24 protein-coding genes are annotated in these 26,992 nt (G+C 41.3%); 8 read left to right on the top strand and 16 right to left on the bottom strand.

Annotation, left to right across the window (positions count from 1 at the left end; all coding sequences use genetic code 11):
* Position 1: 1 nt before the first annotated feature.
* The 5 genes from CWB85_RS04595 to CWB85_RS04575 are packed head-to-tail and all read right to left on the bottom strand — an operon-like array spanning position 2 to position 7,114.
* Positions 2–1,399: an efflux transporter outer membrane subunit gene (locus CWB85_RS04595; protein WP_138554226.1), complete on the bottom strand. Its 1,398-nt coding sequence runs from the start codon at positions 1,397–1,399 to the stop codon at positions 2–4.
* On the bottom strand, positions 1,392–4,532 hold the full coding sequence (locus tag CWB85_RS04590; RefSeq protein WP_138554225.1) for an efflux RND transporter permease subunit: 3,141 nt from the start codon (positions 4,530–4,532) through the stop codon (positions 1,392–1,394). Before CWB85_RS04590 ends, CWB85_RS04595 begins: the two co-directional genes overlap by 8 nt.
* A gap of 2 nt (positions 4,533–4,534) precedes the next feature.
* Positions 4,535–5,728, bottom strand: coding sequence for an efflux RND transporter periplasmic adaptor subunit (locus CWB85_RS04585; RefSeq protein ID WP_283235127.1), 1,194 nt, complete (start codon positions 5,726–5,728; stop codon positions 4,535–4,537).
* A 56-nt stretch (positions 5,729–5,784) separates the two neighbouring features.
* Complete coding sequence (gene mutM, locus CWB85_RS04580) at positions 5,785–6,594, bottom strand: bifunctional DNA-formamidopyrimidine glycosylase/DNA-(apurinic or apyrimidinic site) lyase (RefSeq protein ID WP_138554224.1); 810 nt, start codon at positions 6,592–6,594, stop codon at positions 5,785–5,787.
* Positions 6,587–7,114 carry a hypothetical protein gene (locus CWB85_RS04575; protein WP_138554223.1) on the bottom strand — a complete coding sequence of 176 codons (528 nt, stop codon included), beginning with the start codon at positions 7,112–7,114 and terminating at the stop codon, positions 6,587–6,589. The genes mutM and CWB85_RS04575 overlap by 8 nt, the downstream gene beginning before the upstream one ends.
* 160 nt (positions 7,115–7,274) lie before the next feature.
* Between CWB85_RS04575 and CWB85_RS04570 the strand changes: the two genes are divergently transcribed.
* Positions 7,275–8,201, top strand: coding sequence for a manganese-dependent inorganic pyrophosphatase (locus CWB85_RS04570; RefSeq protein WP_138554222.1), 927 nt, complete (start codon positions 7,275–7,277; stop codon positions 8,199–8,201).
* 318 nt (positions 8,202–8,519) lie between these two features.
* On the opposite strand, the gene rpmG is transcribed toward CWB85_RS04570, so the two are convergent.
* The 3 genes from rpmG to radC all read right to left on the bottom strand — a co-directional run bounded on the left by rpmG (position 8,520) and on the right by radC (position 9,874).
* On the bottom strand, positions 8,520–8,675 hold the full coding sequence (rpmG, locus tag CWB85_RS04565) for a 50S ribosomal protein L33 (protein WP_004335545.1): 156 nt from the start codon (positions 8,673–8,675) through the stop codon (positions 8,520–8,522).
* A gap of 11 nt (positions 8,676–8,686) precedes the next feature.
* On the bottom strand, positions 8,687–8,923 hold the full coding sequence (gene rpmB / locus CWB85_RS04560; protein ID WP_016708423.1) for a 50S ribosomal protein L28: 237 nt from the start codon (positions 8,921–8,923) through the stop codon (positions 8,687–8,689).
* A 276-nt stretch (positions 8,924–9,199) separates the two neighbouring features.
* Positions 9,200–9,874, bottom strand: a complete 675-nt coding sequence (gene radC, locus CWB85_RS04555; RefSeq protein ID WP_138554221.1) for a RadC family protein — start codon at positions 9,872–9,874, stop codon at positions 9,200–9,202.
* 153 nt (positions 9,875–10,027) lie between these two features.
* Here radC and coaBC point away from each other — a divergent pair, with 153 nt between their 5' ends.
* The 3 genes from coaBC (at position 10,028) to CWB85_RS04540 (ending at position 12,781) form a co-directional block, all read left to right on the top strand.
* Entirely contained in the window at positions 10,028–11,245 is a 1,218-nt protein-coding gene (gene coaBC / locus CWB85_RS04550; protein ID WP_171038986.1) for a bifunctional phosphopantothenoylcysteine decarboxylase/phosphopantothenate--cysteine ligase CoaBC, read from the top strand.
* A gap of 113 nt (positions 11,246–11,358) precedes the next feature.
* Positions 11,359–11,946, top strand: a complete 588-nt coding sequence (gene slmA / locus CWB85_RS04545) for a nucleoid occlusion factor SlmA (protein ID WP_016708420.1) — start codon at positions 11,359–11,361, stop codon at positions 11,944–11,946.
* A 628-nt stretch (positions 11,947–12,574) separates the two neighbouring features.
* Positions 12,575–12,781 carry a hypothetical protein gene (locus CWB85_RS04540; protein ID WP_138554220.1) on the top strand — a complete coding sequence of 69 codons (207 nt, stop codon included), beginning with the start codon at positions 12,575–12,577 and terminating at the stop codon, positions 12,779–12,781.
* Positions 12,782–13,080: 299 nt separating this feature from the next.
* Here the strand turns inward: CWB85_RS04540 and CWB85_RS04535 are convergent, their stop codons facing one another.
* Complete coding sequence (locus CWB85_RS04535) at positions 13,081–14,097, bottom strand: lytic murein transglycosylase (RefSeq protein ID WP_138554264.1); 1,017 nt, start codon at positions 14,095–14,097, stop codon at positions 13,081–13,083.
* Positions 14,098–14,101: 4 nt separating this feature from the next.
* Entirely contained in the window at positions 14,102–14,383 is a 282-nt protein-coding gene (locus CWB85_RS04530; protein WP_016706617.1) for a YcgL domain-containing protein, read from the bottom strand.
* A 155-nt stretch (positions 14,384–14,538) separates the two neighbouring features.
* Here CWB85_RS04530 and minC point away from each other — a divergent pair, with 155 nt between their 5' ends.
* Genes minC through minE form a run of 3 tightly spaced genes read left to right on the top strand, consistent with a single transcriptional unit; the run spans position 14,539 to position 16,326 of the window.
* Positions 14,539–15,243 carry a septum site-determining protein MinC gene (gene minC, locus CWB85_RS04525; RefSeq protein WP_016706618.1) on the top strand — a complete coding sequence of 235 codons (705 nt, stop codon included), beginning with the start codon at positions 14,539–14,541 and terminating at the stop codon, positions 15,241–15,243.
* Positions 15,244–15,248: 5 nt separating this feature from the next.
* A complete protein-coding gene (minD, locus tag CWB85_RS04520; RefSeq protein ID WP_016706619.1) occupies positions 15,249–16,058 on the top strand; it encodes a septum site-determining protein MinD in 810 nt (269 codons plus the stop codon).
* Between the two features lies 1 nt (position 16,059).
* Positions 16,060–16,326 carry a cell division topological specificity factor MinE gene (gene minE / locus CWB85_RS04515; protein ID WP_016706620.1) on the top strand — a complete coding sequence of 89 codons (267 nt, stop codon included), beginning with the start codon at positions 16,060–16,062 and terminating at the stop codon, positions 16,324–16,326.
* Between the two features lie 43 nt (positions 16,327–16,369).
* On the opposite strand, the gene CWB85_RS04510 is transcribed toward minE, so the two are convergent.
* From CWB85_RS04510 to CWB85_RS04500, 3 genes are all read right to left on the bottom strand, one after another.
* Entirely contained in the window at positions 16,370–16,741 is a 372-nt protein-coding gene (locus CWB85_RS04510; RefSeq protein ID WP_016706621.1) for a YciI family protein, read from the bottom strand.
* 31 nt (positions 16,742–16,772) lie between these two features.
* Positions 16,773–17,630, bottom strand: coding sequence for a YciI family protein (locus CWB85_RS04505; RefSeq protein WP_138554219.1), 858 nt, complete (start codon positions 17,628–17,630; stop codon positions 16,773–16,775).
* Between the two features lie 100 nt (positions 17,631–17,730).
* Entirely contained in the window at positions 17,731–19,008 is a 1,278-nt protein-coding gene (locus CWB85_RS04500; RefSeq protein WP_138554218.1) for an RNA polymerase sigma factor, read from the bottom strand.
* Between the two features lie 183 nt (positions 19,009–19,191).
* On the opposite strand from CWB85_RS04500, the gene CWB85_RS04495 reads away from it, so the two are divergent.
* Entirely contained in the window at positions 19,192–19,542 is a 351-nt protein-coding gene (locus tag CWB85_RS04495; RefSeq protein ID WP_029215972.1) for a DUF2200 domain-containing protein, read from the top strand.
* A 97-nt stretch (positions 19,543–19,639) separates the two neighbouring features.
* Here the strand turns inward: CWB85_RS04495 and CWB85_RS04490 are convergent, their stop codons facing one another.
* From CWB85_RS04490 to CWB85_RS04480, 3 genes are all read right to left on the bottom strand, one after another.
* The gene (locus CWB85_RS04490) at positions 19,640–20,644 is read right to left on the bottom strand and encodes an isoaspartyl peptidase/L-asparaginase family protein (protein ID WP_138554217.1); all 1,005 of its coding nucleotides are present in this window, start codon (positions 20,642–20,644) and stop codon (positions 19,640–19,642) included.
* Positions 20,645–20,713: 69 nt separating this feature from the next.
* A complete protein-coding gene (locus CWB85_RS04485; protein WP_138554216.1) occupies positions 20,714–23,563 on the bottom strand; it encodes a discoidin domain-containing protein in 2,850 nt (949 codons plus the stop codon).
* Positions 23,564–23,705: 142 nt separating this feature from the next.
* The gene (locus tag CWB85_RS04480) at positions 23,706–26,687 is read right to left on the bottom strand and encodes a TonB-dependent receptor (protein ID WP_138554215.1); all 2,982 of its coding nucleotides are present in this window, start codon (positions 26,685–26,687) and stop codon (positions 23,706–23,708) included.
* Between the last annotated feature and the right edge of the window lie 305 nt (positions 26,688–26,992).

Raw genomic sequence — 26,992 nt, 5'->3', positions numbered from 1 at the left:
CTTATTCAGTTACTTTTTCTGTAGCTATATCTGATTGCTGGTTGGTTTCATACCAACCACCACCTAATGCTTTGTAGAGCTTAGCCATACTCTGGAGACGATTATTTTTGGCTTGAGCTAAACCAATTTCAGCAGAAAACAACTGCCGCTGTGCATCGAGCAAATCCAAAGAACTGGCAACCCCATTCGTATAACGTAAATGCGCAAGGCGATAATAGTCTTTACTACTGAGCACTAAGCTGTGCTGCGCATCATAAATTTGTTCTGAACTTTGAAAACTAGAGATTTGATCACTCACGTCTTGTAAGGCTATTAAGACTGCTTTTTCATATTCGACACTGGCCTGATACGCTCGCTCTTGGGCGGCCGATAAGCTGTCTAAATTTTTACCCATATTAAATATCGGCATTAACAACTCACCACCAAGTAGCCAAACGGCTGAGTTAGCTGTGAGTATATCACTCAAACTATTGTTCTCGCGGCCCACTTCTACATACAAATTTAACTTTGGGAATAAGTCAGCTTTAGCAATGCCAATCTCGGCCATTGCACTGTGCCACCTCATCATCGCTTGTTGTACATCAGGGCGGCGCTTTAATAACTCACTTGGTAAGCCCGTAGGTAGCGCCCGCGGCATAACTTGCGCAGACAGCTCACTTCCCCCACTAATATCTGCCGTTGCATCACCAATCAAGAACCGTAATTGATTGATCTTGATATGTTCTTGGTGACGTAGTTTAGGCACATTAACTTTGGCCGACTCCAGCTCAACTTCAGCTTGGCGTTGCTCAAGTCCTGAAATAATACCACCGGCTTTACGAATACGTGCCAACTCTAACTCTTTCGCCCGTAATTTAATGGTATTTTCACTGATTTGCAGCTCTTCTTGAATTTCTTTAAGAGCAAAAAACTGCTGAGCAATATCTGCTATTAAAGTAAGCTGTATTACGTTACGGCCTTGCTCAGTTGCATAATATTGGGCAAGAAGTGCTTCACTCGCTCTGCGGTTTCCTCCAAATAAATCCACTTCCCAATTAAAATACGCTTTTAAGTCATGTGTGTTAGCAATATTGCTGGTGTCTTTTTCACGCTCTGAGGTTAAACCGATACTCGCATCAGGCCACAAGTCGGCATCACTAATATCACTGTTTAAGCGCGCCTCTATAATACGAGAACGTGCAATGAGCATATCGTGATTATTTTCCAGCGCAAGCGTTATGAGCTTTTGTAAATAGGGGTCTTGATATATTTGTTGCCAACCAATTAAAGCCTCACTGCTCGCTTGTGCTTCAGTGGTCATAAAGGTGCTGATGTCGTCATGCTCAGGCGCGGAAAAATCAGGGCCAACAGCACAACCACCCAGCAATAATGCAGTCGCCACTAGCGATAACTTATACATGGCTTTGCTCCTGCTTAGTGCCTATTTCTACTTTTTTTACAACATGCTGCTTAACAAACCGTGCAGCTGTAATAAAAAATAATGGCACCAAAATAATACCAATAGAACTTGCTAGCAGCATCCCACCTAAAATCGGCATAGACACAGACTGACGCCCAACAGAACCAGGTCCTGTTGCTAATACTAACGGTAATACTCCCAGCACAAACGATGATGCAGTCATTAAAATAGGTCTAAATCGAGAACGCGCAGCTTCTATCGCGGCTTCTTTAGCATTCATTCCATCGCGATATAGTTGGTTAGCAACCTCCACAATTAATATTGAGTTCTTAGCCGCAAGACCAATCAGAGCAATAAAAGCAACTTGGAAAAACAAATTGTTTTCCAACCCACTCACTAGTGTCAGTAATGACGCACCAAGCATGGCAATTGGACTTATCAGTAATACTGCAAACGGTAATGCCCAACTTTCATACAGTGCAGCTAAAAATAAGAATACAAACACCACTGCAAGGCTTATGGCAATCCCTAATTGGCCTGAAGAGCGTATTTCTTGAAAAGTTAATCCTGTCCACTCAAAGCCAATATTAGGCGGCAGCTTTGCTACCTCTTGCTCAATCGCTTTGATCACATCACCAGATGCATAACCCGCAGCTGGCGAGGCGTTAACCGAGGCGCTTGTAAACATATTAAAGCGATTAATGATTGACGGCCCTGTCGTGAGTTGTAGTTTAGCTAAGACATTAGATGGCACCATAGCGCCATTATCACTGCGCACATAAAATTCATTTAAATTTTCAGGGCGTTCACGGAACTCCCCTTCAGCCTGCACTTTCACACGATAAACACGCCCAAATAAATTAAAGTCATTAATGGTCGATGATCCTGTCAGCACTTTCATGGTGCTATACACATCAGCAATAGGGACTTCCAGCGCCATGGCTTTTTCACGATCTAACTCTAAAAACAACTGGGGGACAGAGCCTCTTAGTGAGCTCGTTGCTTTGGCTATTTCAGGACGGTTATTTAAATTAGCCAGCAATACATCGAGCGATTCAACCAAGCTGGTAAGGTTCCCGCCGGTTTTTTCTTGTAATGCAAATTCAACCCCAGAGCCTGAACCTAATCCTGCAACTGCAGAAGGCTGATACACACTAAAAGATGCCTCTGGAATACTATAAAGCTGCTGGCGAATATCATTCATTACATTACTAACAGTGTAATTTTTATCTGCGCGATACGCCCATGGCTTTAGGATAATTTCAAACTGACCATTGGATTGCGCCCCACCGGCGCGGCGGTTTTCGCCAGCCAAAGAGAACGAATAAGCAATACCATCATGCGCCATAATATATTTATTCGCCTTGCTGATCACTTCATTAGTTCGTGATACAGTCGCAGCATCCGGTAGGGATACATCAACAAAAAAACGTCCTTGATCTTCTTGTGGCATAAAGCTACTTGGTAATTGCGCAAATACAAAATAACACCCGCCGGCAATAATGATAAACGCGACATAACTACGCTTAGCTTTTTGACAAGTAACTGTAACTAACCAGGTATATTTATCACCTAAGTTAGCCAACATAGCATTAAATTTAACAAAAAATTTATTCGTTGAAGGGGCGCTTGGGCGTAAAAATAAAGCACACATCGCAGGGCTTAAAGTTAGCGCAACTAAGGTAGAAATTAACACCGCAACAGTAATAGCAATAGCAAATTCACGATACATAATACCGGTAATGCCCGCTAAGAATGACACAGGCACAAATACCGCAGCAAGCACCAATGAAGTAGCAACTATTGCCCCTGAAAGTTCAGTCATAGCTTGCTTGGTCGCGCTGACAACATCCATTTTTTCTTCGTTGATTAATCGCTCTACATTTTCAACTACAACAATGGCATCATCGACCACAATACCAATCGCCAACACCATCGCTAATAAACTCACGTTATTAATGGTAAAACCAAATGCTGCAAGCGCTATAAAAGTGCCCACGATAGAAACCGGCACCGCCAATGCAGGAATTAACGTAGTGCGCCAATTTTGTAGAAATAAATACACCACCAAAATAACTAGAATTAGTGCTTGGATCAAAGTGTTGATCACTTCATCGATTGAAAGCTTTATAAACTCCGAAGCATCATAAAATAGCTGCCATTTTATTCCTTGCGGGAATGCGGCACTTAAACGGGCCATTTCAACTTTGACACTTTGCGTTACTTCCAGCGCATTGGAGCCGGGAAGCATATAGATCTGTAGGATAGTAGCGGGTTGCTCGTTTAATTTAGAATTTAACGTATAAGCGGATGATGCTAACTCAACTCGCGCTACATCGCGTAACCTGATCATCGAGCCATCGCTATTAACTCGCAGCATAATATTCTTAAATTCTTCGACTTTATTTAACCGCCCTTGCGCTCGCACAGGAAAGTTTAACTTGATATGTTCACGACTTGGTTGGGCACCTATCTCACCAGCGGCAGCTTCTTTGTTTTGTGATTTTATGGCATCAGTTACATCATTAACTGTGAGCTCATAGCCTGCCAAAATATCCGGTTTGAGCCAAACACGCATTGAATATGAGCGCGAGCCAGTATTACGCACCCTACCAACACCTGGCACTCGCTTAAGTGCGGCTTCTACATTAATACTGGCATAATTACTTAAGTATATTTCATCATAACGCTCATCATCAGAGGTTAAGGCCAACTTAAGTAATTCAACCGAGCTTTCATTTGAAACCGATACCCCTTCGGTTTGTACATCAACAGGTAAGTTACTCCCTGCTTGACTCGCAGTATTTTGGACATCGACTAATGCTAAATCGGGATCAGTGCCAACATCAAAAGTCAGCGTAATATTAGCACCACCAGAATTTGTGGCTTTTGATTCCATATACAACATATTGGGCGTACCGTTTAGCTCTTGCTCTAATGGTATTGCCACGGACTCAGAGGCGGTTTCAGCTGTAGCCCCAGGAAATGATGCTGATATTTTCACTGATGGCGGTGCGATGTCTGGGTATTGATCAATTGGCAAAGTAAATAACGACACCACACCCGTTAATAAAATAACTAAAGAGATCACCGATGCAAACACCGGTCTATTAATAAAAAAGTGAGAAAACACCCTTACTCTCCTTGCTTTTTAGCGAGAGTAACTGCATTTTTTTCCTGCTCACGGGCAGTAAATTCATCTTCACTGAGCGCCATCACATGCTGTCCATGACGAATACGATGCAAGCCTTTGATCACTACTTTTTCACCGGCACTCAAACCACCACTGATCACAATGCCTTCTTCACCATAATGTTCAACCACCACAAAACGCCGCTCAATGATATTGTTATCAAGTACCACCATCACATAAATACCGCCTTGTTCAACTTGGGTTGCTTCTTCAGGCACCACAACGGCACTAGTTATTTCATCAAGCTTAATACGTGCTTTAGTGTATTGCCCTGGTAATAGTTCACTTTCAGGGTTAGGTAAAACGGCTCTCACCTTAAAGGTGCCTGTTTTTGGGCTAATTTTAGGATCAGTAAAACTTACATCTCCCCAGTAACGGTATTCACTGCCGTCAGGTAATGATATGCGTACAAAACCTTGCAGGGCTTTGCCTTTTTGCTCAGCTTCTAATTTATCAATAATGGTCGTCATACGACGTTTTGCATTTAAATAATCTAACGCCGACATATTAAAGTTAACGTAAATAGGGTCGATTTGCTGAATAGTCGTGAGTAATGAAATACCACTGCTGCCTACTAACGCGCCTAAATCTGCTTCAGAGCTACCAACCATGCCACTTATTGGCGCGGTAATACGGGTATAGGCTAATTCTAACTTAGCCTCATCGAGCTCAGCTTGGGTAGCGGCAAGGCTTGCTTTTGCTTGTTCTTGTGTTGATATCGCATTGTCATAATCTAGCTGGCTAGCTGCATCTTGTTCATACAAAGGTTTTAACCGAACTACATCGCGCTTCGCTTTTGCTAATGCTGCACTGTCTTTTTCATAGGCGGCTTGTACACGATTTAATTTCGCTTTATAAGGACGATCATCAATCTTATAGAGTAAGTCACCCTCATTTACCCAGCTGCCTTCAACAAAATCAACGCTTTCCACAAAACCTGTGATCCGCGCGCGTACTTCTACATCTAGAGATGCATCTGTACGCGCGACATAATTACCATAAATTGGCACGTCCATTTTCTTAGCCTGTGCCGTCACCACTTCTTCTATTGGCTGCTCTACAATGTCCTTACTGCAGGCACACAATACAGTCAATAAAACCAAAATCGTAAACATACGATTGACACTAAAATACATTAGTTTCTCACTTGTAATTTTCTAGGTATATCGCTCATACGGGCCATAAAAGTCAATTAACGCTGGCACTGACTACAAAATACAGTGCTGCGCTGACCTAACCGAATTTCAGTTAATATTTGTTTACACACCATACACGGCTCACCTTTACGACCATACACTAAAAGTTGTTGAGCAAAGTAACCTGGCTTACCATCACTTTGCGCAAAATCTTTTAGCGTTGTACCACCTTGGGTGATCGCCGCAGCGAGTGTATCTTTAATAATAGGCACTAATTGCTGATAACGCGCCAGTGATACTTTACCTGCCTCGCGTTTAGGATGAATACCGGCTTTAAAAAGGGATTCATTAGCGTAAATATTACCTACCCCAACCACCACGGCGTTATCCATGATAAACTGTTTAACTGGCACTTTTTTATTACGCGACTGCTCATATACCCGTTTAGCGGTAAATTCATCAGTAAGCGGTTCAGGACCAAGCTTACTTAATAAGCTATGGCACTGGTCAAGCTGCTGCCACAAGCAACAACCAAAACGGCGCGGATCATTGAGTCTCAGTGCTTTGTTATTAGCAAATATGAATTCAATATGATCATGCTTTTTTAATGGTTCGTCTTTATCAACAACCCGTAAATTACCCGACATTCCCAAATGTAAAATAACACTACCCAATTCACATTTCAGCAGTAAATACTTAGCTCGGCGCTGTACATCTAACACAGCTAAATTAGTGATTTGATAAACCTCATCAGGCACTGGCCAACGCATATTAGGGTTATGAATATTCACCTTAGTGACACGTTGTTGCAAAATATGTGGGGTGATCCCCATTCGGCTAACTTCAACCTCTGGTAATTCAGGCATTCGACTTAGGCTCGCTGTGTATAAAATTAAAACTTGGAAATAACCGCTGCGCAGTCTGTTGATCAAGCAACAATACACGCTGGTTACTTTTATCGAGTAAATAATAGCCCTGTGGGGCACGGTATAATTGATATAACCAAGGTAACTGCTCACCTGCCAACCACACAGTAGCAACTGTTAGCGCGGTGGTATTGTGAAATGTCGGCTGTTCTTCTGCAACCGACAACTGCATGTTTTGCCATTGATTAATTAATTCGACAAGATTAACTGTGGTTGCTTGCCATTGACTCGGTGGGGCATTGTCAATTAATGCTATAGCACGCCAAGACGTACCGATCCGCTCTATTTTTTGATTTGGGAATTCAAGCGCTAAAATAAAACTTTGGTCAGGCAACACGCTCTGCACCCTAGCTTCTTCTGGGCCACTGTTTAGTTTAGTGTGTAATCCATTAAAAAAGAAAATCATTAACAGCATGGAAAAAATAACAACATTGTTCCAGCCCTTGCGGCCTAACTGCATTTGAGTTCTTCCTAAAAGATTCAATTAGTTAAAGTGTAACCAAAAATATGTAAAAATGGCAGCCGAAATTTGTTATGCAATATTACTAAAATTCACCAGTGGTAATGTGCCAAAGTTAGATTACTTTGCTAATATACGGCAAAATTTAAGGAGTTCCGTCATGTCAATGTATGTAGTGGGTCATAAAATCCCAGATTCAGATTCTATTTGTGGTGCAATTGCACTGGCTTATTTGAAAAACCAAATTGAAGAGCCTGCAATTCCTACCCGTCTTGGTGAAGTTTCACCTGAGACACAATTTATTCTTGATAAGTTTGGCTTTGAAGCGCCAGAGCTAAAATTAAGCTACGCAGGTGAAGACGTTTACATCGTTGACCACACTGAAAAAACCCAAGCACCAGATGATATCGACCAAGCACGCGTTGTGGGTGTTGTTGATCACCATAAATTAGGTGATTTAACTAGCTCAACACCACTTGAGTGTTGGATCCGTCCAGTTGGTTGCTCAAACACCATCATCAAAATGATGTATGATTTTTACAATGTTGAAATACCAAAAGACATTGCAGGCATCATGATGTGCGCAATTTTAAGTGACACGGTAATTTTCAAATCTCCAACCTGCACCACAGCTGATATAAAATGTGTTGAAGCACTAGCTGAAATTGCTGGCATTGAAGATTTTAAAGAATTAGGCATGGATATGTTCCGTGTAAAATCAGCTGTTGAAGATACACCTGCGCGCGATTTAGTAATGCGTGATTTTAAAGACTTCAACATGAACGGTAAGCTTGTAGGGATTGGTCAGTTAGAAGTTATCGATCTTGCGGTATTTGATGACATAAAAGCCGAGCTTGAAGCTGATATTGCCAAGCTTAAAGAAGAAGGCGGCCGTCATTCGGTATTCTTACTACTTACCGACATTATGAAAGAAGGCTCACAAATGCTCATCGCTTCTGACGATGCAACATTAGTGGAAGCTGCTTATGGTGTAACGCCTGAAGACGGTAAAGTATGGTTAGACGGTGTATTAAGCCGTAAAAAGCAAGTAGTGCCACCACTGCAAGACGCTTTTGCTAAGCTGTAAGCTGTAAGCTGTAAGCTGTAAGCTGTAATTCTAAAAACCGTTGTTATGTAAATAACAACGGTTTTTTGTTGGCTGTAAGCCATTTAAACAGATAAACCGAAGGAGTAAAAACATTCGATAATGCAGTTTTTTGATGCAGGCTGATATGGTATTTTTCGTTGGGTTTCGCGCTGCTCAACCACAACCTACGTAGCCAATTTTAACGCCGTTCAGCTTAAAACTTACAGCTTACCGCTCCTAGCTGCTCTTAACTGACGGCTAGTCTAAAACAAAAAACCCAGCCTAGGCTGGGTTTTTGATATTCAGAGAAAACTAAAATTACTTGATTTTAGCTTCTTTGAAAAGAACATGTTTACGGATTTTTGGATCAAACTTTTTGATTTCCATTTTTTCCGGCATGTTACGCTTGTTCTTGTCGGTAGTGTAGAAAAAACCAGTACCAGCTGTAGAAACTAAACGGATCTTATCACGCATGACTCAGGTCCTTAAACTTTTTCGCCGCGAGCACGGATTTCAGTAAGAACCGTGTCGATGCCTTTTTTATCGATAATACGCATACCTTTAGTAGTAGTGCGTAATGTTACAAAACGTTTTTCACTTTCAACCCAAAAACGGTGTGTTTGTAGGTTAGGTAGGAAACGACGTCTAGTCGCGTTTCTCGCGTGTGAACGGTGATTACCAACCGCAGGACGCTTACCTGTAACTTGACATACTTTAGACATGTCTATATATCTCCAATAACTTCGCTCGAGCTTAATTTTCCCCTAGGCTATGTATTTTGTGCCCCAGGGATAAATCGAAGGGCGCTCTTTATACAGCTTATACAGGCAAAGATCAAGTGATTGATCTAATCCAATCAGCTCATGTGTAAATTTGATAGCGGCTAATTATAAAGATCGAATGCCCTTAGGGAAAGTAAAAACTGCATTTAAATTAAACTAATTTGCAAATAAGTACTAAACCGCTCATTTTTAACACGCTTAGTGATTTGAATGCTCTTAAATCAAGCCTCGTTCTGCGAACGAAACGCAATTATCTCCACCGACAATGATGTGATCTAAAATATTTATATCAACTAATTGTAAAGCTTGCTGCAATTTAGTGGTAATTAATTTGTCTGCTTGACTCGGTTCAGCAATTCCAGAAGGGTGATTATGTGCCAAAATTAGCGCCGCGGCATTATTTTTCAATGCTGCTTTCACCACTTCACGTGGATAAACTGATGCAGCGTTGATTGTGCCATAAAAAAGAGTTTCTTCTTTAATTAATCGATTCTGGCTATCTAAGTACAACACCATAAATATTTCTTGCTGTAAGCCTCGTAATTCAAGCGTTAAATAGTCATACACTGATTGTGGCGAATTAAATACTGCATCGCGCTTACATTGCTCCATCATATAACGGCGACTGAGCTCCAGCACGGCCTGCAATTGCACAAACTTTGCGACCCCTAAACCTTTTTGCGCACAAAAATCATCAATCGTCGCATTAAATAAATTATGAAGGGTTTGATTTTGTGTCATTAAATGCTGCGCTAACTCCACAACATTCATTCCCGGCAAGCCTGTGCGTAAAAATATAGCAAGTAATTCTGCATCACTGAGCGACTTAGCTCCACTCGCTAATAACTTTTCCCGTGGTCGTTGGTTGCTCGGTAAAGACATAAGCTGCATTATTTCGTCCCTGAAAAGTGTTTTATTATTTAACTGTAATGCAAAAATAGAATTTCGCCTGTTAAAGTTAAAATAAAATTCCCTATTAAAACTTCGTCCATAACGCAAAGATTTGCTATCGTTAGCGCATATCGACAAAGGTTTCAGCAAAGTATGACAAAGTTAATGACCAATTTACCTACAGAACTCATCAAGAAAAAAATTGTACTGGGGATCAGCGGTGGTATTGCCGCTTACAAATGCGCCGAACTGGTAAGGCGCTTAAAAGAGCGTGGCTGTGATGTAAAAGTCGTTATGACCGAATCAGCTAAGCACTTTATAACACCACTTACCATGCAAGCAGTTAGTGGTGAAATGGTATCAGATTCTTTACTCGATCCTTCTGCTGAAGCCGCTATGGGTCATATTGAATTTGCGAAATGGGCTGATTTAATTTTAGTTGCCCCTGCCACCAGTAATATAATTGCAAAAATGGCCGCAGGCATTGCGGATGACTTACTCACCACTTTATTACTGGCAACACCAGCAAAAGTAGCGGTAGCGCCTGCAATGAACCAACAAATGTATGCCCACCCGGCCACGCAAGCTAATTTAACAACGTTAGCACAACGCGGCATTGCAATTTGGGGCCCTGGCAAAGGTGAGCAAGCCTGTGGTGATGTAGGCGCGGGCCGTATGCTTGAGCCACACGAATTAGTCGCACTTTGCACCCAACCTGAGCAGCCGCAACTGCTGACCGGTAAAACCATTACAATCACTGCAGGACCAACTCGTGAGCCACTTGATCCGGTGCGTTTTATCTCTAATCACAGTTCAGGAAAAATGGGCTACGCTTTGGCACAAGCCGCCTTACTATTGGGTGCGAAAGTTAATTTAATTTCAGGTCCTGTTACACTCACTCCTCCTACGGGCGCTAACCTTATAAAGATAGAGAGTGCAGAGCAACTACTTGAACAGGCGCTTATTTTGGCTCCAAAATCAGATGCATTTATTGGTTGTGCAGCCGTTGCTGATTACCGTGCAGCCAAGGTTGCTGAACAAAAAATGAAGAAGCAAGGAGACGAGTTAACGCTGACGTTAGTAAAAAACCCTGATGTGATTGCAGCCGTTGCCAATCTCACTGATGGCCGTCCTTATACCGTAGGCTTTGCTGCTGAAACCCAAGATGTTGCAAGTTATGCAAAAGGGAAACTAACGAATAAAAATTTAGATATGATCTGCGCTAATGACGTATCAACAAGTGGCCTTGGCTTTAATTCAGATCATAATGCGTTGACATTATTCTGGCACAATGAGCAAAAAGAATTAGCAATTGACACCAAAAGCGCACTCGCACTGAGTGTAATGAGTGAGCTTGCTAAACGATTGTAAAAAGGCTGGAAAGAAACTGAATAAAACATTAACATAGCCCCACTCATTAGCTCAAAAAGTGAGTGGTCAACGCTGGCCTACGCTCAATAAATTATCAAAAGAAAGGAATGTTCATGCCTGCGACAAAAAGAAGTAATCGCAAAGAGCAAATACTACAAGCACTCGCACAAATGTTAGAAACCAGCCCAGGTCAACGTATCACCACAGCAAAACTAGCTGCTGAGGTGGGCGTATCTGAAGCTGCGTTATATCGTCATTTTCCGAGTAAAGCACGGATGTTTGAGGGGCTAATTGAGTTTATTGAAGACACGCTACTTTCACGGATCAACTTAATTCTTGAAAATGAAAAAGAGACGCAAAGCCGTATCTATAACATTTTATTATTACTATTAGCCTTCGCTGAAAAAAACCCAGGTATCACCCGTATTTTAACGGGTGACGCACTACAAGGTGAGCAAGAGCGTTTACGTGATCGTGTACAAGGCTTATTTGAAAAGCTTGAAACTCAGCTAAAACAAGTACTTCGTGAACGAAAACTACGCGAAGGTAAAACTTTCCAAAGTGATGAGTTAACTATTGCCAATTTTTTACTTGCCTATATAGAGGGCAAAATGAATCAATTCGTACGCAGTGATTTTAAAGCAAAACCTAGCGCTCAATTTGAAAAGCAATGGCTAGAGCTGCAAAAAATCTGGCTTTAAGTTAGGTTCAAGGTTCAAGGTTCAAGGTTCAAGAAAATATAACCACAGAGTTTCAGAGAAGTGAATGAGAAAGCAAAAGTTTTTACTCTGTGCAGCGCGAAGCACCTCTGTGGTAAATAAAAAAGATAACTTATACCAGTTAGGTAACAGATAAATACCAATTGCGATTTTTCCGATAGCATTATTCACCGTTGTTTGGTTGCAAAATAAAAATTATGATTCTTACTGGTTTAACTAATTGTTTACAGAGGTAATTATTGTTGGGATTATTACCTTTTTAATATATGAAGCTTTCCTGTGTGATCAATCACAAAAATCGGGAAATTAAGCTTTTAGACCTTATTAGAGAGCGGTGTTAAATTAAATTATGGTGTTACCTCGAAATAGAAATTACCTTCAGATATTTTTTGCCTCTCTATCACCCATGATTTTCGTGGTACTTATACTCGCAGAGTTCCAGTTTGAATGGGTATATTCATTATCAATTGTTATTCTCTGCTACTTAGCTTCATTCATATTTTAGTTTAAAAATGGAACTAAACCAGCAGCATGGATTAGCAAAGATAAACTACATATTCGAGATGGTGTTTTCAGTACTGATGTTATCCAAAAAGACTTACTAGAATCCATGCGTTATGAAATTGGTCATAAGCGTGCTGTTGCAGGTAGTAATGCAGAGGAAACTGAGATGCACATATTGGTTATTAAAATGAAAGGTTTTGATGAGTGGACTTTGCCTATAAAAGATTTAATAGAACACGGGCCTGATTTAAGGCTTTATAAGTTTATAAGAGATAATTTTTATAACTTGAAGCTCGTTAAAAAGAAGTCCTGACAAATATTTATGTAAATAGAGACGTGTCTTGAACGTTACCTTTTTAAAAATAATTTGAAGAGTTTTCACTACAATAAAAAGAGAAAGGTTTGTTAATACAGAGCCTAGATGCTGTTTGATACGATGTTTATTCGTTGGGTTTCGTTGCACTCTATCCAACCTACGAAGCCAAATTTAACTCCGAGCTTACAACTTAAAGCTTACCGCTCCTAGCTCGCTTATATTCTTTATAAACAAAAGCGCGAGATAAACTCGCGCTTACAGTAAACTCCCCTAGCGCCTAGTCACCTAGTTACCTATTAAATCGCTGGGTAACCAATTCGGTCTGATAAGTAACCCACGCTGGTGGCGAAGTAGTATGAACGGTTCCAATGCATCAGTGCTTTGTAATTGTCATACGCTAAATACATTCGACCGCCCATGTCATCTGGCATAACTAAAGCGGCAGTTACATCTACTTTTGGTAAATCGGTGCCATCCATTTTACGCAGGCCAAGTGCTTGCCAATCCGCAAGTGAGCGCTCTGATTTAGCCCAATATTCTAGCCACTGCTTACGTGTTTTAGTGCCGCGTTGTAATACGTAATTTGAATCAAACCCTTCTGGTAGTTGCACCTGGCGACCCCATGTAAGGTTGTCATTCCAACCCGCTTGTTTTAGGTAATTTGCAATCGATGCAAAGGCATCAGCTTGGGTAGTCCAAATATCTTTGCGGCCATCTTTGTCGTAATCTACCGCATAAGCGTTAAATGAGGTTGGCATAAACTGTGTTTGCCCCATCGCACCAGCCCATGAACCTTTGAATTTGTCTAAAGTGATATGCCCTTCTTTAAGAATATCGAGGGCAGCCCACAATTGATTTTTGTACATGGTTTCACGGCGGCCATCAAACGCAAGCGTTACCACTGATGAAATTACATTGTGACCACCTTGGATTTTACCAAAGTTACTTTCAAGGCCCCACAACGCAACAATAAAACGTGCTTGTACGCCAAACTCCGCAGCCACTTGCTCTAAGATGTCTTTATTTTCAGCGTATAACTTACGTGCGCGGTCAATTTTCCACTGCGGTACACGTTTCGGTAAATAGGTTTCTAACGTTTCTTTGACTTCGGGCTGATTTTTATCTGCTGAAATCACCTTTTCTTTAAAATGCGCAGTAGCAAATGCATCTTCGATTAATTGGCTATCATAGCCTTTTTGCGCAGCCTCTTGTTTTAAGCCTGCTACATATTCATCAAACTGTGCTTGAGTCTTGGCTAGTGCCGACGTACTAATACAGGCACTGCATAAAATTGCAGCCAATTTTGTCATTATATGTTTAGTCACTTTCAACTCCATTTTGTTTTCTGTGCTCAGCTAATAAGTTTGCTTGTGGTGGCGGTATTTGCAAGTAAAACCCATTATCAGTTAACGCTTGCTTAACTTGCTCTAAATCAGCCACGCCTAACTGTACCCGCTTCGCTAAATTTATTAGCATCACATACTCTGGTTTGCCAAACATTGCCATTAAAGGTTCCGGAACCTTGCTAAAATCATCTCTTTTTTCTACAAAAAGGAAGGTATCCGCTTTTTTCTTACTTTTATATACCGCAGTCAGCATTTTGACCCTATAAAATCTTGCTTAACAGTGCTGCACACTATAACATGAGACTTATAATAAGTTAGAAAAATTAGATTGGAAATTTCAATTAAGGCCTTATTCAGCCTGTGTTTATCTAAAATTGATTTCTGATCATACAATTCAATTGAGCGTGTATGTCGGACCAAACTTTTGAGTTAAAAGGGAATCTTTTTACGTTATCAGTTTTACATCTTTATAGTACTGATATTAACCTTTTAGCAGAACAACTGTATGCAAAAATAGCCCAAGCCCCTCGTTTTTTTGAGGGTGCGCCTATTGTTGTAAATTTAATTGAAATAAAAAATAATCTTGTTGATTTTGTACATTTAAAATCATTAATTGAACGAATGAATTTTAATGCTGTGGGTGTGTGCAATGGCTCAGACGAGCAACATGCGCAAGCTAAAGCCGCAGGACTCTCTGTTTTAAATTATGCGCAAGACGTTAAGAGTGAACAAGTTAAGCAACAAAGCAATACTTCGATTGTTGAAAAAACCGTTTACCTACCCGCGCAAGTGATTAATGGCACTGTTCGTTCAGGGCAGCAGGTATATGCAAAAGACCGGGACTTAATCGTCTTTGGTGCAGTAAGTCACGGTGCAGAAGTTATAGCAGACGGTAATGTACATATTTACGGCACTTTGCGCGGCCGTGCAATTGCAGGTGCGCAAGGTTATAACGAAGCCCGCATTTTTTGCCAAAAACTAGAAGCAGAACTTGTTTCTATCAATGGTAATTATTGGATCAGCGATTCTCTGCAAGGTGAGTTCTGGGGCAACGCAGCACAAATCCAACAAAAAAATGAATCATTAGAAATTTCAGCTTTGGTTAAAGGATAAATCTTATGGCAAAAGTAATTGTCGTTACGTCAGGTAAAGGTGGTGTAGGCAAAACTACATCAAGTGCTGCTATTGGCACAGGTTTAGCTCTAAAAGGCTATAAAACAGTCATTATTGACTTTGATATTGGGCTACGTAACCTTGATTTGATCATGGGTTGTGAGCGCCGTGTAGTTTACGATTTTGTTAACGTTATCAATGGCGAAGCAAACCTAAATCAAGCGTTAATAAAAGACAAACGTGTTGAAAAATTATTTTTACTGCCAGCCTCACAAACTCGTGATAAAGATGCACTGACCCGTGACGGTGTTGAGCGCGTATTAAATGAGTTGAAAAAAGACTTTGACTACATTGTCTGTGATTCTCCAGCAGGTATCGAAGCCGGCGCAATGATGGCTATGTACTTTGCAGATGAAGCAATTGTAACAACCAACCCTGAAGTATCATCAGTACGAGATTCAGACCGCATTTTAGGTATTTTGCATAGCAAATCTAAGCGTGCTGAAGAAGGCCTTGAAAATATTAAAGAACATTTATTATTGACCCGCTATAACCCTGATCGCGTAGCCAAAGGTGAAATGTTATCAGTGGAAGATGTACAAGATATTCTTTCTATCCCTTTACTTGGTGTTATTCCAGAGTCACAAGCGGTATTAAGTGCATCAAACTCAGGTCAGCCAGTTATTTTAGACACTGAATCTGATGCAGGCCAAGCCTATGCAGATGCGATTAATCGTTTATTAGGTGAAACAGTTGATTTTCGCTTCTTAGATGTAGAGAAGAAAGGTTTATTCAAACGGATATTTGGAGGTTAACGTGTCACTACTTGACTACTTCCGCTCAGAAAAGAAAAACACAGCGTCACTAGCAAAAGAGCGATTGCAGATCATTGTCGCGCATGAGCGCTCACAACGTGGTACACCCGATTATTTACCACAATTGAAACAAGACATTCTTGATGTTATTCGTAAATACGTCAACATCAATACTGATGCAGTACAAGTACAATTCGATCAAAATGAAGACGACTTAGCAGTATTAGAACTCAACGTCACCTTACCTGACGAAGAGAAAAAACCATAAATAATTAGGGCGCACTTAAGCGCCCTTTTTTATGTTTACCTACCTAATAGCTTTGATTGCCAGTTGCTTGTAGCTCTCTGACGGGCCTTATTTCAATACTACCATAGCGAGCTGGCGGTATTTTACTAGCGACTTGAATAGCTTCATTGAGGTCTTTTACATCTAACAAGTAAAAACCTGCGAGCTGCTCTTTGGTTTCAGCAAAAGGGCCATCGGTTATTTCTACTTGACCACTGCGAACTCGTAACGTGGTTGCAATTGTGGTTGGCTGTAACGCCTGCCCTCCTAGCATATAATTTCGTTCACGCAAAGAGTCACCACAGGCAATGCATTCTTGATTTAATTCGTCCCATTGCTGTTGCGATAAAGTCTGCATTACTGCTTCATCGTAATAAACCAGTGCAACATATTTCATAGTAATACCTGCTTATTATTAATAATATAAATTAGTTGTCACTCGGCGTTGGTAACATTAGCATCCAACCAATACCGAACTTATCCGTTACTTGCCCGTATAAAGGTGACCAAAAAGTCTCTGCTAATGGCATCCTAACCTGACCGTCCTGCGATAAAGCAGCAAATATTCGACGCAGCGCTTGCTCAGAGTCAATCGTCAACGTTAGATTAAATCCTGAGTAATTAACTTCATCAACGCTATCGTTACACCCATCCGTAGCCAGTAGTTTCATATCGCCAATAGTAAACTCACTGTGCATTATTTTGTCATCAAAATTAGCGGGGATCGCTCCCTCAGGTATCGGCTCAGGGCTTTCATTAAAACGAAACATCATGCCTATTTTTGCATCGAGGTGAGTTTGATAATAAGTCAATGCTTCTTCACAGCGCCCAGAGAAAAACAGGTAACAACTTGCTTTCGCCTGATGCATAACAATGCTTTGCTGTTGTCTCTTTTCTTGTTCAGCAACCTCACCATCATTATCTATCTCAGCGAAGTCTGCCATTTCATAAAATGGCCTAATTTCGATATCTGATTCTTCTAGCATCGGATTCGGGCACTTCTTAACCCATGCTATTGCTTCATCCATTGAGTCTATTTCCCACACCCAGTAACCTGCGATCAGCTCGTTCGTTTCAGCAAAAGGGCCCTTGGTTACTGTTCGATCAGTCTTACTAAAGCGGATACGGTATCCCTCACTGCTTGGTCTTAAACCATCGCCCGATTTCATGATCCCCGCATCAATAAGGGCTTGGTTATACTCCCCCATTGCCGTCAACAACTCTTTGTCTGGTAAAGTGCCTGTTTCTGAGCTTGTTGTTGCTTTAACTATTACCATTACTTTCATTTTCATGCTCCTTTATGTTTTTAAATAAATTGCTTTCAGGTAATAATCGAGTGGCAAGGAAACAATTCGACAATTAGTTAAAAATTTTTATTAATATTTTTTAACTGGCAGATAAAGCTGCTAATTTGGATTTTAAAATGCGCTGCTCAGGGGCTTGTTTAGTCAGTGTTAAAGCATGTTTAAGTGCCGTGCGTGCCTCATCTTTACGCCCGACTTGGCCTAACAATTCTGCGTAAGTTGCAAAACACAAGTGGTATTTTTGCATTACTTTTTGCTGTAATAGCTGCTCAACTAACAACAGCGCAGCTTCAGGGCCATGGTGCATTGCAACTGCAACAGCGCGATTTAGCTCAATTACTGGAGAAGGTGCTACTTGTAACAGCAAAGAGTACCACGTCAAAATCTGCTGCCAATTGGTGTCGTTCGCATTGCAGGCTTGAGCATGTTCTGCGGCGATAGCAGCTTGGAGAGTATAAAAACCATATTCCCCCCCAGCAGTACTACTTTTGACTAATGCTATGCCTTCTTGGATCAGCGTTTGATTCCAAAGACTACGATCTTGCTCAGCGAGGAGAATAATGTCGCCTTGTTTATTAATTCTGGCATTGCGGCGAGATTCGTTAAGTAACAATAACGCAAGCAAGCCAGTTATCTCTGTGTCGGCTAAAAATGACTGTAGTTGCCGCGCTAAACGGATTGCCTCTGTGGTCAACTCAGTGCGTGTCACGCTATCTCCTGCAGTAGATGAATAACCTTCGTTATAAACCAAGTAGATAACTGACAGCACGGCGTCAATTCGCTCTTCCAGCTGTGCTTGTGGCGGAAGTTGAAAAGGGATATGTGCGGTACGAATTTTCTGTTTGCCACGCACAATACGCTGTGCCATAGTCGATACAGAGGTTAAAAATGCACTGGCAATCTGTTCTGTTGTTAAGCCACATACTTCACGTAAGGTCAGTGCAACTTGTACCTTGGTATCGAGCGCAGGATGGCAACAAGTAAAAATTAAGCGCAGCTGATCATCAGCAATCAACTGTTCATCAGCTAATAAAAACTCATCGTTGGCTAGGTCTTGGTCGGGAAGTTCGCTCGCTAATTGCGCCACAATTTCGCGATGGCGATGTTGGCGTCGTAATTGATCAATTGCTTTAAAACGGCCAGTAGAGACAAGCCAATTAGCAGGTTTGTTTGGGATCCCCTCTACTTGCCACTTAGTCATCGCGATACTAAAAGCATCATGAAGCGCTTCTTCTGCTAGCTCAAAATCACCTAACAGGCGGATCAAGGTTGCGTAAATGCGGCGTCCTTCATCACGGTAGATAGCCGCCAGCTTGTTTTTAACAGCTTCAGTTGTGACGAGCGTATTTTCTTTATTCATCAACTACCTAGCGCATTATAGTTTATGCTTAATCACTTGCATTTCAGCTTGGGGCTACAAACAAGCCACCGTTTGCACAAAACAGTAGCGCAGCGAAGCACAATTATCAAACAAAAACATGCTAGCATACACAGGCTAATTTATGGGATAGTTATCACTGCTGAGTAGATGAAGGCGAATAAAATGCACAATCAGAAAATATATTCTATGGCATTTGCCAAGGTTTACCCTTTATATATTAATAAAGCACAACGAAAAGACCGTAGCAAAGAAGAAGTAGACCGTATTATTTATTGGTTAACGGGTTATAGTGAAAAACAATTATTAACTCTACTTTCTAACAACACTGACTTTGAAACTTTTTTCAAACAAGCCCCACTCCTAAATCCTGCGCGTAAGCTAATTAAAGGAGTTGTTTGCGGGGTACGTGTAGAAGATATAACGGAAACCTTAATGCAAGAAATTCGCTATCTTGACAAACTAATCGATGAATTAGCAAAAGGAAAATCCCTAGAAAAGATTTTACGGGCATAGCTTCCACATCATTGCATAGCGAAGTCACTCTCATATCCACGTCACAACGAAACTAACGCCATTTACTTATTCTTACTTTAAAGGACAAGCTACTCCTTTATGCTTTAAGAATACTCGCCGCATCAAGTAATTTACTTCCCGCTTTTGATGTCACTGCATAGTTAAAACCTGGTTGAATACAGAACGAGCCATATTCTCCGGATTTACTCAACGCTAAAAACCCTACTTGAAACTGCTTATAATCGCCTAACTTATTTGCAATGCGTTCAACGGCAGCCTTGCAAGCTTGCGTGGGGGTCATGCCTTGGCGCATCATTTCAACCACTAAATGGCAGCCCACAGTTTTGATCATTAGCTCACCCATACCTGTTGCTGTTGCAGCTCCCACCTCATTATCAACATACAGTCCAGCGCCAATAATAGGTGAGTCCCCTACTCTGCCTGACATTTTGAACGCTGCGCCGCTAGTAGTGCATGCGCCTGATAAATCACCATTGCTATCAAGCGCTAACATACCAATTGTGTCATGATTTTCAATATTGATCACAGGTGCATATTTTGATTCCACTAACCAATCTTGCCAGGCTTTTTTGGCTTTACTAGTCAATAGGTTTTGCTCTTCAAAACCCTGTGATTTAGCAAATTGAAGTGCGCCTTCGCCCACCAGCATTACGTGCGGGGTTTTATCCATCACTAATCGGGCAACAGAAATTGGGTGCTTAATATGTTGTAAAAATGCGACAGAGCCACAGTTTTGATTTTCGTCCATAATGCAAGCATCAAGCGTTACATTACCTTCTCGATCCGGGTAACCACCATAACCGACCGTCATCACATCTGGATCCGCTTCAGGGATACGCACACCCGCTTCCACTGCATCAATGGCTTTACCGTGCTTGGCGAGAATACCCCAAGCTTCTTGATTGGCAGCTAATCTATGTTGCCATGTCGATACTACAATCGGTTTAACCTGTACGTTTGCAACAGCTGCAGGTTTATTTAACGGCTGTTCTTGAGCAAATCCCTTAGCAGTCAAAGCGCTTGCACTTAAGGCAAGCATCGTTGTGATTGATTGCTTTAAAAACTCTCTTTTACTATTCATAGCTATATCTTTTGTCATTGTGAAGCATAAAGGCCAGCAGATAAATTGCTGGCCTTGGGTCTGTTAAAACTATTTTTCTAGTCCAAGTAACTCTATTTCAGCTATTTGTAATAGGCCGTCGTTATTGGCATTTTTACTAACACTCAGACGATAACTTAAAAAAGCAAAACCATTATTAAACTCAAATGAGCGCCGCTCTAAACGTTCATTCCAGCTTTCACCAATCCATTTCGATACAAGTGTCCATGTTTGCCCACCATCGTTTGAGCCTAATAAACTAAAGTTTTCAGGATCACGCTCTGGTGCATCATTAGCACTGGTGATAGCAAGTCCACTAACTGTTTGAGGTTCGCTGAAGTCAATTTGGATCCAAGCAGGATCTTCTTCTGTTGGCGGACCTTGCCAATCATTGTGATCAAGCCATTTAGTTTCATTATCATCATCGAATGCTTTATCTGCACTTTCTGCATCCCCGATACTAAAACGTGCGCTAAAAACATTGCCAGCCAAAGTGCTGAGATCGCTAAACGCATAATCAGGGCCAATCAAACCAACTTCTGCTATTTGCACTAACCCATCATTATTTGCATTTTTACTAATGGCTAGCCGATAGTAATTATATGCCAGCGTATTTGCTACAGAGAAACTTCTTTGCTCAAGTCGTTGCTCAAAACTTTCGCCAACCCAAGAACCTATACTATGCCAATTTTCACCATCATTGGATGCTAATAGCATAAATGAATCAGGATCACGCTCCGGCGCATCACCAGCACTGGTTAGTGTTAACGTATTAACGGCTTTTGCTTGTGGCAGCATCACTTGTATCCAAGCAGGATCTTCAGCTGTAGGTGGACCCTGCCAGTCATTATGATCGAGCCATTTTGTATTTAAATCACCATCGAATGCCTGAGCGGCACCTTCGCTATCGCTAATACTAAAACGTGCTCTATAGCTTGCGCCTGACATTTTACTGTGATCGGCTCCTTGTTGTTCAGGACCAATTAAACCAACTTCAGCGATTTGTAATAAACCATCATTATTCTTGTTTTTGGTCACTTCTAATCGATAACTATCAAAAGCCAATTGGTTTTGAAAAGAAAATGTTTTCCTCTGACCTCTTTCTTCGAATGATTCACCCACCCAGCTTGCAAGTTTTTGCCATGTTGTACCGGCATCGTTTGAGGCTAAGATAGCGAAGTTTTCAGGGTCACGCTCTGGTGCATCATTTGCACTAATAATCATTAACTGATCAACCGCGACAGGGCTTGCAAAGTCCATTTGTATCCATGATGGTTTCTCTTCACTTGGCGCTCCTTGCCAATCATTATGGTCTAACCATTTCGTTGCAGCGTCATTATCAAATGCTTTATCGTGATTTTCAGCATCGCCAATACTGTTACTTGCACTAGCTGCACCGCTGCTTGTATCGGTATGATCCACACTACTAAAAACAGGGCCAACCATTTGAATTTCTGACAGTTGAACTAAGCCATCATTGTTTTTATTTTTAGTAATGTTGAGGCGGTAACTCAAATACTTTTGTCCATTGATAAAGCTAAACTCTTGACGAGTAAGGCGCTCATCAAATGATGCACCTACAATATTTGCAAGTGTTATCCAACTTTCTCCACCGTCATTAGAGCCAACTACAGTGAAATTTTCAGGGTCACGCTCAGGAGCGTCATTGGCACTGGTAATAAACACACTATTAACCGCCTGTGGCGTAGCAAAATCAACTTGTATCCAAGATGGTTCTGCCTCTGTTGGGGCGCCTAGCCAGTCATTATGGTCAAGCCATTTAGTGTCAAGGTTGTTATCAAATGCTTTACTCGCGCTTTCTGCATCACTGATTGCATTTCTTGCTGAAAAAACAGCATCGACTAAATTGGCTAATGTTGTCACTTCCTGCAATGGCCCCGTTGAGATCGCTTCATCGAACAATGGCAAAGACAAATCAACGATTGAATCTGCGCTCAAACCCAACTCAGTTGTTAAAGGATGAATACTGACGGCATCATAAATACGCTGGCGAAACGCTGCTAATGCTTCGCTATCTTCTAAAAGTGCAGCGCTGATATTTTGTTTTGCGTTGTCCATTATTAATTTTAGACTTTCAGTTTCACTAAATTGAGCAAATGACGCATTTAACAGCGAAAGTTTAATCGTTGCTTCATCGGCATATTGAGGCGGGCATTCTTGCTCAGCACTGTCGCTATCTTCACACGTTTCATCGGTGATGAAGTTTTCAAGTTTATCGGCACTGATCACTGGCATCGAAAAAACATTGGTATTACCGGTTTGCCAGCCCATAGCCCGCAGTAATAACGCTGACATTTGCGCTTTTGCCAACTCCATTAGCTCAGGCGTTGATACATTGCGCCCTTGTGAAATTTGCTGTTCAACCAGCTCTGTTGCTAGTGTAGTTAACGCATTCACTTGTAAGTTAGTATCTGCAACTGCATCCGCATTATTTCCATAGGGCACTTGCAATAACCCCAATGTTGAAAATTCGGTTCCTGCAATTGCTGCATTGCTGGTTACTTGTGTGAATTCTGCATCACCACAGCGCATAGCATCACAAAGCATTGTAGCGTCTTCGCCTGTAGCAATTGTCAATTTAACGGTAGCATTGATACCAAAACCTGCGTCGCTAGTCAGCTCAATAAAAAAGTCACCTTGTTGATCTGTTTTATTAGCCGTGCCTTGTGCCAGATTACTGCCATTAAGTGCTGTGACAGATACATCCGCATTCGTGACAATGCCTTTGATTATGGTTCCTGCGATTTGTGCATGTGTTATGTCTGGCGTGACGGGAACATTATTTGCTTGCGGATCATTGCTCGAACCACCACATCCGCTAAGTAAACTTGCTGCAAGTAACGAGGTTCCTGCAAGTTGAAATAGATTAAGTTTATACATAATTTTGCCTTTAATAATCAGGTGTCGATAACACGTTAACTCGCCGCTTTCATTTGCTTTATTATTGAACGGCTGCTATTTACAAATGAGCTAATATATAGTTAACGTGTTGATATTAATTACTTATAAAATTTTGTAATGATCAGAATCGATAGGTAAGCCCAGCATAATAACGACGACCACTGTAGCTACTGCTACGAAGCCGTGCCTCGCTATCATCACCGTAATAGGTGCGTGATTCTTCTTCTGTTAAATTGATCACTGATGCTGAAAGCACTAAATTTTCCATCACACTGAATGACGCATTTAAGTCAACTTGCTGATAAGGTTCTTGCGATACGGTTAAGCCATCAGCTAACCCTAAAGCCATTTTTCCACGGCGGTTATAAGATGCTCGAACACTATAATTATCGTCTTCAAAATAAGCTGAAAAGTTAAATTGGTCATCAGCACTGCCTACTAAAGCTGACTCACCAACTTTTTCACCATCAACACTAACGTCTGCTTGATTGGTATCATTGAGGGTGTAATTGGCATTAATGCCAAAGCCATTCTCAAATGCGTGTTGAGCAAATAATTCAATGCCGCGTGAGTTTGCATTTGTGCCATTAGCTGTGGTTGTAAATGGCGATACAGTGATAGGTCCTGGCGGAACAATTTCTTCACCTGTATAAGGGTTTGTGAAACCATCAAATGGTCGTTCAGAGGTAATGATCAAAGGCACAATAAAGTTATCAACGTCCTTGTTAAATAATGCGATCCCAACAGCAGAGCCTATGCCATAATAATATTCAGCAGACAAATCTAATTGTACTGATTCAAACGGTTGTAATGCTTTATTACCACCAGAACCACTCCAACCTTGATCAACTGGGTTTCCTCTAAACTCTAGTCTGTCGTCAGCCCACTCTTGTGAGATAAAAGTGAGTTGTTCAGGCGCGCCTAAATCATTAAAAGGAGCCCGTGACATTGTTTTAGCCGCGGCAGCACGTATAACAAGTGAGTCACTCGCTTCCCAAACAAGATTAAGGCTAGGTAGAAAACGATCGTCTTTAACAGAGCGTAATGTAGTAGTTTCAACATCAACTAAACGTTCATCGCCTAAAATATCTTCTCCCGTGGCATCATTTATATCGTCTAAGAAGTAGTTAATTTTGTCTGATGACATTATTTGTGTTTGCGTTTCTACATAACGTACACCAACATTGCCGCGAAAATCGCCAAACGAAAAATCGGCTTGCAAGTAAGCGGCTGTAATTTCTTCTTCGATATCAAAAACAAAATCGGGTTCACGGCGGGTATATTTAACATATTCATTAGTGACAATATCTCGGTACTGCTGCCAATTGATGGTTGGCATAGTATTGACTTCAAAGCCACCGGCAATATTCTTTTCAGACTCCTTGTTTAATATATCCTCAAGGTTTGGCATTCCGCCAATCCATTGATAAGCCACTTCATCTATTGCCCCTTGGCTAAATGGATCGAGATCACCACTGGCAATACGATCCGCACCATCTTGAGTAATAAAGAATGTGTTATTAGTTTCTCGATGCAAACTGGCTTTACGATGCTTTACCCCTACGCGTAATGTATCAACAATGCCATAAGCAATATGGTAGTCTAAATCGAGTTGACCATAATCTTCTTTTAAATCACTGACGATAAAACTTGAACCTGTTGAACCTGGATCGGGATCGCCAGCAATTCCTGCTTGTAAATTTGTCAGTAATGCAGGATCTGCATACATAGAAACACGATCGCCTAAGCGCCAACCTGCAAATGAGGCTGCATTTTCATTTTTACCTGAATCACTACGACTGCCAGGCTGGCCACTTTTATATGCCGCATTAAATGATTCTGATGGTCCACCGCTTGCTTCTGTACGGCCAAATTTACCTTTAAGGTCAAAAACATCACCAGCGTATTCAAACGCAAAATCATAGGTATCTGAGGTGTCTTTTTCTTCTGTATAACCACCTACGATCCAAGGAAATTCTAAATTACCTTCACTGCCACTTGCGCCACTGGTAAAGTCCATGCCAGTCACAATTGAACCGGTTTCATCAAGGGTCACCCCGGTTAAATAATCAGGGTTATATTTCCACTCAGGGATCATCAATTGAAAAGTCGTGCGATCTTGACCTAATTCAAAGTGAAAATGATTAAATGTGAGCTCTAAATTATCTGTTGGACGCCATTGCAGCGTTGCCTGTATACCCACCCGTTCGCGTTTTTCTTTAGTAACGCCGACCCCAGCAACTTGAGGTGCCCAAACGCCATCATAAACATTTCCATACGCATCTTCTAATGCATCAAAACGTCGAGTACTGTCAGTTATTTCTTTACCATTTGTATCCGTTGCCGGTAAATCACTGCCTGTTGCCCAGCGCCAACCTCCTGCACCAGACATATCACCTGTGAGAGTACGATTTGTGCGATCTTGCTTTGTATAGCCCAGTAATAGGCCGAAGTTTTCATCGTCGTTTTTCCATGAGTAAACGCCGCTAAAATTAGGCTCATACTCTTCGGTCACATCTGCATATGTATATTCAACGTTAAATGCACCAGAGTTTGCTTCCATATCTAAGGGAGTGCGACTATGTAAAATAACCGTACCACCGACACCGCCTTCATCTAAGCGAGCTTCTGAGGATTTAAAAACTTCAACTGATTGCACCATTGTCGAAGGCAATAAAGAGTAGCTAAAAGAGCGAGATGGAGAGCCTGGTGATGAAGCAATAAAGTTTCCGTTAAGTTGTGTAAGAGTTAGATCAGATGACAAACCGCGAATGCTGACATTTTCGCCCTCACCACCACTGCGTGAAATCACCACACCTGGAACACGTTGCAATGAGTCAGCGACATTTTTATCGGGAAATTTACCTATATCCTCTGCTGTGATTGCGTCTACAATCGAATTAGAAAGGCGCTTAATTGATAAATTCTCCGCCATAGAAGCGCGAATACCACGAACTTCTATCACTTCTAAATCATCATTCTTGGCACTTTGCTCATCATTTGCAGCGGCTGTATTAAAGCTTGCCATAACAGCAAGTAATAGTGCTGACTTCTTAAATCGCCTTGAAAGACCTGAAGCTCCTCGGCTGTTATTATTATTCATGTCTATCTCCAGTTTTGTGTGCGTATTTTGTTGTGCTTGTTATATGACCCTGACATGACGGCACCTGATTATGTTCAGATGATTCTGTTCGGGGTTAACATGTTGTTAAACTACATTTCAAGAATAGGGGGCAGTTAACGGAAAGTGATAATAGAAATTCGGTTGCTAGTAGGACAAAATCGGCGCATAGCATAAAAATAGATCCAATTAGTTGTTAGCTAATTTATAGTGGGAAAACTGAAAACAGCATTAGCATTGCGTTTTTTAGTATCAAAAATGTACACAATAAAAATATAACCGCATGA

The organism is Pseudoalteromonas sp. S1727 (genome assembly GCF_005886375.1).
GTDB classification, from domain to species: Bacteria; Pseudomonadota; Gammaproteobacteria; order Enterobacterales; family Alteromonadaceae; genus Pseudoalteromonas; species Pseudoalteromonas haloplanktis.
Note: the sequence above shows the minus strand (reverse complement) of the source record. Positions and strands in the feature narration are given on the sequence as shown.